Consider the following 10,804-nt stretch of genomic DNA (forward strand, 5'->3'; position numbering starts at 1 on the left):
CGTGATATTGAAGTTAAATATGAAATTCAAGATGACAGAAGCGTTGATATTTCATATGTCAAAAAGAAACCAGGAAGTTATTTTTTAAAGGTTGTTTTTCCAATTCTTGAGAATTCTTATCCTACAATTTATCAGGATGTCGTTGAATTTTCATCGGGCAATCTTCTAAGACTGCAGCCCATTGATCCTGATAAATCAATTCGATTTTCTATGTCTTATAATTATATAAGAGGAGTTCCTAACCCGAAGGTAGATACTGCGTTTCAATATGTACTTCCATTTAAAAATCATAAAAAAATAGTGATAAATGAGGCTTCAAATCTCAACGAAGTATACTTTGGTGCGCAAAAGCCGATTGACTGGAAAGCGTATATTGTTTATTCGAATAAAGCAGATACAGTTTGTAGTATGCGAAAAGGGATTGTCATAGAATTAAATAATACTTTTTTAGCAGATCATTCTGTGGGTAACTGGTATAGCAGCCAACGAAATCATATCATTATAGAACATGAAGATGGTACCATTGCAGAATATAAAGGATTTAAAAAGAATTCATTTTTTGTAAAAATCGGACAGACAGTATATCCACAAACCAACTTAGGCGTTATGGAAGTGTCTGAAGGTGAAAAGCATAGATTGGATTTTAATGTACGCTATTTATATGATGCGAGCTTTGAAAAAAAGAAAAAAGTCACCATGAAAGATTATATAAATCGAGAGAGATTTTTGAGTCCTTATTTTGTTACTGCCAACGGCGTCCACAAATTGAAAGACAGGGAGATTTATGTATCTGAATCTAACCCAACGGTACTTTTGGCAGAATTTAGTAAGAAAGAGAAAAAGAAATATAAAAAGAGCCCTGAATTGTTTCATTAGGTTCATTATTCCCATTATAAATAATCAAAAAACACTAATTAAAATAAACTATGGAATCGCAAAAAGTTGATATGTTCATGCTAACAAACGGTAAATTCTTTGAAAGTCATCAAATGAATTTGATACGAGAAAAATTATTAGACATGGAGGATACCAAATGGGGTGACGTCCAAACGCTACAATTTAAAGATCCAACCATCAGTTTAATAGTTTCACTACTTGCAGGAAGCCTTGGAATTGATAGATTTATTATTGGTGATGTTGGCCTTGGCATAGGAAAACTCGTTACTTGTGGCGGCTTTGGTATTTGGGCCATTATTGATTGGTTCATTATTATGGGAGCCACCAGAGAAAGGAATATGGCAACGCTAAAAAAAGTGCTTGTTTAAAGAATGAAGCAACGAAATTCACTCTATTCAATACTTCTTATTGCATGCTTTGCCGGATTTGGCTGGCTTTATTTTGAAACGCAGGGTGCCAAAACAGAACAAGTGTTCGCCGGTGGTTGTTTATTTAAACATGCCACTGATCTGCCTTGTCCTTCTTGCGGATCTACAAGATCTATTGTGACTTTACTGGAGGGTAAGTATACCGAATCATTTTTGATCAATCCATTAGGCTATTTGATTGCTTTGGTGATGGTACTTGCGCCCTTGTGGATCGTTGTAGACATCATTACTAAAAGAGCCACGTTGCTATTGTTTTATAAGAAGATGGAGTATCAGTTAATGAAGCCGAAAAATGCCATCATCATGGTTATTTTGATTTCGATCAACTGGCTTTGGAATATTAATAAAGGACTATGATCAAGGTACAACAATTTAGTTATGCACCGGGAGAGCATGAATGTGAGAAGGCATCCAACAGTTATCTGATGTCTTTGGTTGCTGTCATCGCGGGCTTACCCATTCCTATCATTAATTTGATGGCCACCTTGTTTTTCTATCTTGGAAACAGGCGTGGCACTTATTTTGTTCGCTGGCATTGTACCCAGGCCTTGCTTTCACAGTTAACGCTGGTGATTGTGAACAGTATATTGTTTTGGTGGACCATTTCAATTGTTTTAGACAAGGAAGTGGTCTCAAACCTATACATCGCCTACCTAATGACGGTTGTCATGTGCAACGTGAGCGAATTTATTGCGACCGTTTATACGGCCATTCAAACGCGAAAAGGCATTCATGTGGAATGGTATTTTTATGGGCAACTTACAACAATTTTATGCAGAGCCTGAGTATAAAAAAAACAATCACTGCTGCATCACTGTTAATCGTTTTCTTTTTGGGAACTTGGTTTGTGCTGGCTCAGGTGAACTGGATTGAAACCTTTGGGATTGAAAAATCCAGTATAAAATTAGAAGAAAAACTCGGTGATCTGCTATGGAATTCTATCGAAAAGTCAGAAAAAGTTATTCATGACCCATTCATTCTACGTTCCATAGATTCAATTGTGGATAGAATTAGCAACGCGAATGATTTTCAAGAAGATCTGTTGAAGATCCATGTATTGGAGAACGATGAAATAAATGCATTTGTATTGCCAAACGGGCATTTGGTAATCTATTCAGGATTGATGTTGACTATGGAAAATCAAGATGAGTTCTCTGGCGTTATAGCGCATGAAATGGCTCATATTCAACTTGATCATGTGATGAAAAAACTGATCAAGGAAATTGGACTTTCTGCCTTGATCACCACAACTACCGGAAGCAGTAATTCTGAACTGATCTTTGAATCGGCCCGATTAGTTTCATCGACAGCTTTTGACAGGAATCTGGAAAAGGAGGCTGATTTGAAGGCGGTTGATTATTTGGTGGCATCAAGAATCAATCCGGAAGGCTTTGCCACTTTTTTATTCAATTTAGGCGATCAGGAAACTGAGTTTAGCAGTTATGTCAATTGGATAAGTACGCATCCTGAATCGCGAGAACGTGCTGCGTATATCATTGAATATAGTGAGCGTATGGAAGCGGATTATGAAAAAATACTGGATGCAACTACCTGGAATAAAATAAAAACAAGACTTGAGGAAGCGTCTGAAGTTCAGTAGTAATCAAGGATGCTTTGGAACGAGACCGGTCAATTGACGGTAAAAACCGTTACTAAAAAATACATTGTTATGAAAGATAGTATATACATTGGCATGTTGCTTTTCATGCTGTGCTCAACTTTAGGAAACGCACAGTCTAAGAGGATTCATATAAAGTCAGATCAAATGAAGGAAGTGAATTACCTTCAAATGGATGATTTTTATTTAACTCATTATTTATACATCGATTTATTTTTAAGAGAAGGATTGTTGCCAGATGCAAGCCTTGAAGAGGTTGCTTCGATTTTGACAGCTATAAAAAAGTATGTTGCTGTAGAAACGCCTCTTCGGATTGAAATCGATACCCCCGGTGGTAAAAGGTATAAAATTAGTGTCGTCGTTTTAAAGAAGGGCGGCGATGAGCTTTTAATTGCATTTACCAATTGGAGTGTAAAAAAGAAGAAGTTTGAAGAAGACATACAGATGGAGAATGATTCGTATACAAGATGGTACTTTCTCAATGCAGATAAAATGACCTATCGAAAGGATCTGTCGAAAGAAAATGACTACGACACGACCGATACAGTGGACCTGGCCAATACCTATTTATTTGATGAGATCGGTGAGAACGATGGTGAGGTTCCCACTATTTTGGAGGCTGTTTTAAAGGGCTCTGAGTTGCGTCTTGACGATCAGATCACAGCTGATTTGATTTTGCTGAAATACTATGTTCTCAAGGGGAAGGAAGAAAAAACCGCGGCACAAGTTACTACCTTGACCGAGGTTTTTGAGACGGATCCGGCAGCAGCTGAATTACTGGGTTTGAAATCGGCCTTTGATGTGAGTAAATTTCAAATTGACCTGATGAACGGTTCGGAGGAATAGATGAAAGTATGAATCAAAGAAATTCAATAAAAAGGTTGGTTTTAGTTGTTGTCTGCATGATCTTTTTGAATCATTTGCATGGGCAGGAACTGTCGATCAGTAATCTCAAAGAAACTTATCAAGTGTTGGCAGATACCTCTTTCGTGAAAACTGTGAACATAAAGGTGCGAGCACAAGAAGCGGCATATCAGTTTCCAATTATTTACGATACGGAACTTGAAACTGTAACTGATATCCAGGTCTATGAAAAAAAGGGGAGACGGTATAAGCTTACTCAACCTTCTATTCGAGAAGAGGAAATTAAACTGGAGTATATCACCAGTAAGAAATTGAAATCTATTTTGATTCCTTCTGAAACGGAAGTGAATATAAAGTACAAGGTGAAATGTGATGAGTTGATGTATTTTGCCAGTTTGCCTTTATTTTCCAATCATGCAATCGATACACTTAGTTATGATATTGAGGTTCCTGGTTCATTTGAATTTGTCTACAATACGATCCATACTGATTCCTTGGCGTTTTTGACCATTGATACGCTACAACTGGATGGGGCAAAAAGGTTTCTTATTAAAACCAAACCAAAAAACCTGGAGCCGGATTTAATGTCTTTGTTTGGGATTTATAGAAATATGAAGTCTCCTTTGATGAGAACCATCGTTTTGCCGACCGATTATAAAGGGCAAGAAAGAAAATATATGAATGATTGGTACCTGACTAATTTAGAGGATACACGAGGGCTCAATCATTTAGTGAAGAATAAAATTGACAAACTGACCGAGGGTCTCTCTGATCCTATTGAAATCATCGATGTGCTTTATGGATATGTAAGAAGCAACTATAAATACGTAGCGATCGAGATTGGGATGGGCGCCTTTATTCCAACCCCTATAAACGAGGTGTATAAAAACAAACAGGGAGATTGTAAAGATTTGTCAAATTTCATTTCTCAAGCTTTGGAATACAAGGGTATTGAGACGAGGTTGGCATTGGCAGCAACACATAGTCATATTGCCGATTGTGATTTTCCTTCCTTGAGCTCAGCCAACCATGTGATCTGTTTGGCTTATGTGAACAACGAAGTTATCCCGATCGACCCAACGGATCCGATTCATCAATTGAGAACACCTGTACAAAGTTTACAGAACAGAACGTTGCTGGTAGTGGAACCAACAGGAGGCGACTTTTATAAAATGGAGGCATTTGGCCCGGTGGAAAACTTGATTCAGTATGATATAGATCTCGATGTAGCTTCCGATATGCAGGAGTTGTCGGGCACTTTTAAAGTGGCCTATAATGGGATTTCAGGAAATTTTTTACGCTGGACCTACTTAAACTCGGATCAGGAGCAAATGAATAAATCAGGACTAAAACACTATGAATCTGTATTTGATCAGGAACATGTGTCGGGACTGTCGATTGTAAAGGAGCCGGAGGCCATTTCAACGAGCGGAGAGATCAAAGTGGCCGGGAAAATCTTTAAAGATGGAGACAAGAGATTATTATTTATAGATTTTATACCTCCATTATTTGAAAATGAGCATCGAGGAAAGCTGCTGCAAGGTACTTTTGTTGGCGCACCGTTTAAGAAAGAAGTGCACCTTCGCATTCGTTTGACTGAGCCTATAGAAGATTTTAAGGAAGTTGATCGTTCTGTCACTGAAGAAGGCGTTAGCTTTAAGCTTCATGTTTCAAACACATCTGAATATGTAGTAGAATACACCTATGAATTTTTATTCGATGCTCTTTTTATCGATGAGAATAACGAAAAAATCACAAGCCACGTTTTGAATACATTTAACAAAGTTATCAATGAACCTATTGTTTATAAAAAGAAGAACATATAAGATCTCGGTCTTATTATTGTTGTTATCCATGGAGGTCTTGGCTTTTGAGAATGATTCAATCCCGACTGCGGATTTTGACTTAATTTGTGAGAAAGCGGATGCTTATTTTATTCATCATTACCAGGATGTTTCTTACCGAAAATCATGGAACGAATTTGAAAAAGTAACGGCCGTGAATTTTAAAATGGTGGTGAACACCACTGAAGGTGTTGAAAAACACACCTTTTTGAAATTGTCTGAATACGTAAGCAATCATTTAAGGCAGATTGATATTAAGACGCTCAAAGGCGACGGATCGGTTGTGAAAATGGATTCCAGTGAGGTATTTAAAAGGAAAGATAAATTAAAGTTTGATGCGATTGATTATCCCATTCCCGGAGTGGAACCAGGAGATACCATTGTTGCGATGTATACATATTACCAGTATGTAGAGGAGGATAAACTCTCTGAGTTTGTTGATTTGAATTCAGCCATCCCAAGCATGGCATCAGAATATACAGTACGTGCGGAGCCTATTGTCAATATGCGGTATAAAACCTATAATGCTTTTCCTGAACCTGCATACTTTGTAAATGATACCATTATGTATTGTGCCTTCAGGGAGGAAAAAAAGGAAGCCATGCCTGAGAATGAATATGCCTGTTACCCTTGTGAACTGCCTTATGTTTATTTCTCTTTAGACAAACCTGAAAAAGCCAAGAGAACCTGGAAAGAGGTTTATAATGAGGAATTTAATGTGATAACCCAGCCGTTTCGATTGGATTTTGAAAACGCATCTTACTATAAGCGATGGAGACGAAAGGTGTTGAACGGTCATGGAGAATTGACGAAATATGAACAGTTGGACCTGCTGATAAATGAAGTTTATGAAACCATGGAAATGGAACCGGTCATCGTGGATGAATTCTTCAAGTCGAACGGTTTTTTCTTAAAAGAAAAAAGACTTAACCCACATAGCATCAGGCGGCTGTATCGTCGTTTTTTAGAAGATCTTGAAATTGACTATTGGGCTGTCTTTGCAAGAAGCAGGCGCTCCGGACCTATTGATCCTTATTTTATCAGAAAGATGGAGTATGATCATATCTTTTTTGCCTACAAAAATGAGGAGGGTGCCATGAATTTTTTATATCCTAATGAAGCTGATTACAAGTATTATCCGAATGAAATTCCTACCTCGGTTTTTAACACAAGGGCTGTGATCGTAAGGCCTGAAAACAGGGGCGAAGTCAAAAGAAATGATAAGTATATCAGTCTGGATTTTAAGATGGCCGAAGTTGATGATGTAGAGGTGAAAATAATCAATTTACCAAAGATGAATTTCAACAAAAATTACGTAAAGCAGATTTATTTTTGTGATGTGAATATCGAGGCACAGAAAACGGTTTTTAAGCACCGGTATTCAGTATCCGGAGGTATGTCAACCGATCTGCGGAGATTCTACAGTATGTTGGATAAAAATGAAGAAGTGGGAGAATATTTTGATGCTTTGTTGAAATTTGAGGGAGGGGAAGATGTTTTTGAAATTGACTCTGTGCATAAAATAGAATTAAAAAATAAAAAACCTTTCCATTATACCGTCGTTTCAGATGGAAGAATTGAAGGGGCTGTAAAATTTGTGAGTGACAGTATTGTGAGTATCTCATTGGAGGATTTGATACAGCACAGTCAAATTGAAAATGAAAGCGATGCCGTTCAATTTGATACCTATCTGGACTATACCTATTCTGACTTCTGTATGTTTATTATGAATTTTGAAGCAGGTATTGAAGTATTGGGTTTTGATGAAGATGAAATGAAAATTGAAAATGAGTATGCCATGTATCAGTTCGATCTCACCAGAATAAGTGAAAGTTCCATCAAATTACAGTCGAATTATGTCATTCAAAAAGACATGATTCTCAAAGAAGATTTTGTGAAGGTGGATCAAGTAAATGAATTACTTAAGGCTTTACGAAATAAAAGGTTGTTGCTTAAACTTAAAAGCAGTTAAAATCAAAATTAGCATGTACACTACCATAGAATCAAAAGAATTAGTACAGATTTATGCGAAAGCATCAAATTTAACCTATGGTGCCAAAATTGAATTGGCATCGGAATTCAGGAAAAGAGGCATGGAGCCAGAAGCGCTGGGCATGAAAAAAATAATCGATGAGGAAGATGCTGCCATTAAAAACTTTAACTACTTGAATAGTTTAGGGTTTAAAGTAGAGACCCATGGTGCCAACTTAGTCTTGTCTCGATCTATTTTGGCCATGGTCATGGATCTTATTGCGATTCTGTTATCGATCAGTTGTTTTCTATTGGGTTTTTTGCTTGGTGCCAGAAAAATATTGGCTTATTATAACGGGCAGGAACTGGAGATCTTTATGATCTTGCTGGGTGTGTTTCTTATGTATTTGGGAACACAGTTTTTTTCAGGATTGCGCAGATTTATTGATTATTTAGGATTTAGTCTTGAAATTAGTAGTTGCGAGGTTAAAATGCACAAAAGAGTTGAGCTGAAACTGGAAGAATTTGTTGGGAAAGTCGAAAACATATCGCTGGTTGAAGATGGTGAAGTCTTAAGGTTGAGTTTGGCAGGTTTAGAAATTTTGGATGCAAACCAGGATAATATTTTGCAACGACGAACCATTAGAGCGCTTTACGACAGAATTGACTTGTGTTGTAGCAAGGATTTTAATGAGTAAGCTGTTTTGGAAATGTGTTATAAATTAATTGCAGAGAACACTAAATAAAATAAGTAAGAAAGAGTTGATTCCTTAAAAGAAATAAATATTTTTGACAATTATTTTTTAAAAGCGATATGATGATCAGAGTAATGGTAGTGCTGTTGTGTTTGACGAGTGTTGATATGGTGGGGCAGAGTTTGAAAAAGAAGAAGAACGCAGCAACTTTTTATGAAGAGTTCTATACCATAGACAAGAGTACAAAAGAAAAACAGGGTTCTTATTTGAAAATTGGTAAAAGTACCCAGGACACCTTGGCTTATGGAAGTTATTCGCAAGGAAAAAAATCGGGTGTTTGGTCTTTTAGAGGAAGAAATAACAAGTTATATCTTGAGTATGATTTTGACCAAAACAAAATGGTTGGCTATCATGGAACCATGTATGACAAGGATTCTATTCAAGTAAAAAAGGATGGAAGTTATCAGGTGTTAAAAGTGGATCATCCTGCACGGTACATTGGTTTTCAACAAGAGATCAATCGTGTATTAAAATATACCATCAAAACACCGCAGGCTGTTTTTGACAAGGCGCAAGGAGGGATGTTTTTGGCATCCTTCGATGTTACCGAAACAGGGACAACAGAAAATTTTTCGATTGAAAGCAGTTATGAACCCAAGCTTATTGAACCCGTTAAAAAGGCATTGACTGATTTTAATAAGGGCTGGATACCTGCAGCTATCAATGGAGTCCCTGTGACCTCAAAGATGTATCTGATCATTAACTTTCAATTTGTTATGGGATATGATGTAGAGAAAAAAACGCAGCTCAGTGAACGGGCCGATCTAATTGTTATTGATTTGATCTATATGGGCGTTGAGAATTAAGCTTTGCCGGAGTAAAATTTGATTTTACCGTTGACCTCTGTTTATCGTTTTTACCAAGTAGATAGAAACATGCTTCTTGAGTCGTAAATCATTGTCCCAGATCGATGTTGCACGTATCAGGAAGCTGCTATAAATTGGTTTGAAATGCGTGAACAAGTAAGGTTGTCTAAAGGTAAAATAGGGACGAAAATTGTTCTTTTAATTCGGTTTGCCTATAATGATGAATTGATTGCTGTATCAAGGCATCTTGGGGCCTATTGGAATCGTCAACTGACTTGCTGGTATTTGCCTTTTAGTAAACAGCATATTGAAGATGCAAAAAGAGCATATGGCAGATTGAGAATGGTTAATTTTGATAAGACTATTCGATATTCGGCTTCCAAACCAGTCTCTCGTGAAAGGTTGGTAAAAAAAATCCGTGGAATACGGTCGAAGCAATTAACAGCTGAAGATAAAAGGAGATTAAGAGGCTTTGTAAAATATCTGAGGGGTAAGTTGTTGAGCGAAAGCACTGTGAGGACTTACTATATTCATATTTTAGATTTCACTATTTATTTGAAAGGAAAAGCTATTGTTGATATTGAAAACAGAGATGTCGAACGCTTTGTAGAAGATGTTTGTGTTTCACGCAAGTATTCAGTGAGTACACATAGGCAAGTTATTAGTGCGATAAAACAATTCGCTAGTTTTCATCCAGCATGCCGAATTGAAAACCCGGGGTTGGAAAGACCTCATAAAAGTAGGTTTTTACCCGTTGTTTTATCGAAGCAGGAAGTGATTGATCTGCTGAGAAATACGAGGAATTTAAAACATAAAGCTGTACTCGCTCTTTTGTATTCAAGCGGTTTGCGTATAGGTGAATTGATCAACCTAGAATTAAACGATATAGATGTTGATCGGAGGCAGATTTTTATAAGAAATGGGAAAGGCAGAAAAGACAGGTATGTTATTATGGCAGAGAGCTTTAGGCAGTTGTTTCAGAATTATCTGATGACTTATAAACCAAAAAGATTCTTTGTAGAAGGTCAAAAAGAAGGAGAACAATACACACCGACCAGTATTAGACAATTTTTAAAGAGGGCCTGTAAACTGGCAAGAATTAACAAAAAGGTTACACCACATACCTTGAGGCATAGTTATGCCACACATTTATTGGAACAAGGAGTAGATTTAAGGTATATTCAAGAACTCTTAGGGCATTCTAGACCAGAAACAACCATGATCTACACACATGTAAGCAAACGCGATATGCTGAACATAGAAAGCCCCTTAGACACCCTTATCAAACAAATGACAACGCCCCAAAACAAAAACAATAATAATTCGTTATCCCAGGAGAACTTCTGATATAGGGTATTGACGAATTTCATATAACAAGTTGTGCTTAATTAATAAAATGATATTTCTACCCATACAATTTCGGACAAAAATTGAATCTGACCACTTGAAAAAAGGGGAGATACTTGATATAATTGAAGGGTATCTTAAAGATGAAAATTTTTTACATATCAATAGAAAATCTGATAGAATAATATTTCATAAAGCTGATGGATGGAATTCTTGGAATATTAAATCCTATCTTGTAAGTGGAATAGTGAAAATAAAAGAGAAAAACGGAGAG

General features: G+C 36.8%; 11 protein-coding genes. All 11 read left to right on the forward strand.

Features of this window, described 5'->3' with window-relative positions:
- On the forward strand, positions 1 to 876 hold an 876-nt coding region (locus ACR2MV_RS04750), incomplete at its 5' end, for a hypothetical protein (protein WP_434020755.1).
- 50 nt (positions 877 to 926) lie between these two features.
- Positions 927 to 1,265 carry a TM2 domain-containing protein gene (locus ACR2MV_RS04755; protein ID WP_434020756.1) on the forward strand — a complete coding sequence of 113 codons (339 nt, stop codon included), beginning with the start codon at positions 927 to 929 and terminating at the stop codon, positions 1,263 to 1,265.
- Between the two features lie 3 nt (positions 1,266 to 1,268).
- Complete coding sequence (locus ACR2MV_RS04760) at positions 1,269 to 1,682, forward strand: DUF2752 domain-containing protein (protein ID WP_434020757.1); 414 nt, start codon at positions 1,269 to 1,271, stop codon at positions 1,680 to 1,682.
- The gene (locus tag ACR2MV_RS04765; protein WP_434020758.1) at positions 1,679 to 2,110 is read left to right on the forward strand and encodes a hypothetical protein; all 432 of its coding nucleotides are present in this window, start codon (positions 1,679 to 1,681) and stop codon (positions 2,108 to 2,110) included. The genes ACR2MV_RS04760 and ACR2MV_RS04765 overlap by 4 nt, the downstream gene beginning before the upstream one ends.
- Positions 2,098 to 2,925: a M48 family metallopeptidase gene (locus tag ACR2MV_RS04770; protein ID WP_434020759.1), complete on the forward strand. Its 828-nt coding sequence runs from the start codon at positions 2,098 to 2,100 to the stop codon at positions 2,923 to 2,925. Before ACR2MV_RS04765 ends, ACR2MV_RS04770 begins: the two co-directional genes overlap by 13 nt.
- Positions 2,926 to 2,994: 69 nt before the next feature.
- Entirely contained in the window at positions 2,995 to 3,789 is a 795-nt protein-coding gene (locus ACR2MV_RS04775; RefSeq protein WP_434020760.1) for a hypothetical protein, read from the forward strand.
- A gap of 8 nt (positions 3,790 to 3,797) precedes the next feature.
- A complete protein-coding gene (locus ACR2MV_RS04780; protein ID WP_434020761.1) occupies positions 3,798 to 5,633 on the forward strand; it encodes a transglutaminase-like domain-containing protein in 1,836 nt (611 codons plus the stop codon).
- Complete coding sequence (locus tag ACR2MV_RS04785; protein ID WP_434020762.1) at positions 5,599 to 7,623, forward strand: DUF3857 domain-containing protein; 2,025 nt, start codon at positions 5,599 to 5,601, stop codon at positions 7,621 to 7,623. Before ACR2MV_RS04780 ends, ACR2MV_RS04785 begins: the two co-directional genes overlap by 35 nt.
- A 13-nt stretch (positions 7,624 to 7,636) precedes the next feature.
- Positions 7,637 to 8,320: a hypothetical protein gene (locus ACR2MV_RS04790; protein ID WP_434020763.1), complete on the forward strand. Its 684-nt coding sequence runs from the start codon at positions 7,637 to 7,639 to the stop codon at positions 8,318 to 8,320.
- 119 nt (positions 8,321 to 8,439) lie between these two features.
- Positions 8,440 to 9,183, forward strand: a complete 744-nt coding sequence (locus ACR2MV_RS04795) for a hypothetical protein (protein WP_434020764.1) — start codon at positions 8,440 to 8,442, stop codon at positions 9,181 to 9,183.
- Between the two features lie 144 nt (positions 9,184 to 9,327).
- Positions 9,328 to 10,530 (forward strand): site-specific tyrosine recombinase/integron integrase, encoded by a 1,203-nt coding sequence (gene xerA, locus ACR2MV_RS04800; RefSeq protein ID WP_434020765.1) that lies wholly within the window; start codon positions 9,328 to 9,330, stop codon positions 10,528 to 10,530.
- Positions 10,531 to 10,804 lie beyond the last annotated feature (274 nt).

It is taken from the genome of Lutimonas sp. (assembly GCF_051011215.1).
Lineage (GTDB): Bacteria > Bacteroidota > Bacteroidia > Flavobacteriales > Flavobacteriaceae > Lutimonas.

Bases quoted from the DNA above. Each gene is read 5' to 3' on its own strand.
- ACR2MV_RS04780 (WP_434020761.1), top strand. From the start codon at position 3,798: ATGAATCAAAGAAATTCAATAAAAAGGTTGGTTTTAGTTGTTGTCTGC.
- ACR2MV_RS04785 (WP_434020762.1), top strand. From the start codon at position 5,599: ATGAACCTATTGTTTATAAAAAGAAGAACATATAAGATCTCGGTCTTA.
- ACR2MV_RS04755 (WP_434020756.1), top strand. From the start codon at position 927: ATGGAATCGCAAAAAGTTGATATGTTCATGCTAACAAACGGTAAATTC.
- ACR2MV_RS04760 (WP_434020757.1), top strand. From the start codon at position 1,269: ATGAAGCAACGAAATTCACTCTATTCAATACTTCTTATTGCATGCTTT.
- ACR2MV_RS04775 (WP_434020760.1), top strand. From the start codon at position 2,995: ATGAAAGATAGTATATACATTGGCATGTTGCTTTTCATGCTGTGCTCA.
- ACR2MV_RS04770 (WP_434020759.1), top strand. From the start codon at position 2,098: ATGCAGAGCCTGAGTATAAAAAAAACAATCACTGCTGCATCACTGTTA.
- ACR2MV_RS04790 (WP_434020763.1), top strand. From the start codon at position 7,637: ATGTACACTACCATAGAATCAAAAGAATTAGTACAGATTTATGCGAAA.
- xerA (WP_434020765.1), top strand. From the start codon at position 9,328: ATGCGTGAACAAGTAAGGTTGTCTAAAGGTAAAATAGGGACGAAAATT.
- ACR2MV_RS04765 (WP_434020758.1), top strand. From the start codon at position 1,679: ATGATCAAGGTACAACAATTTAGTTATGCACCGGGAGAGCATGAATGT.
- ACR2MV_RS04795 (WP_434020764.1), top strand. From the start codon at position 8,440: ATGATCAGAGTAATGGTAGTGCTGTTGTGTTTGACGAGTGTTGATATG.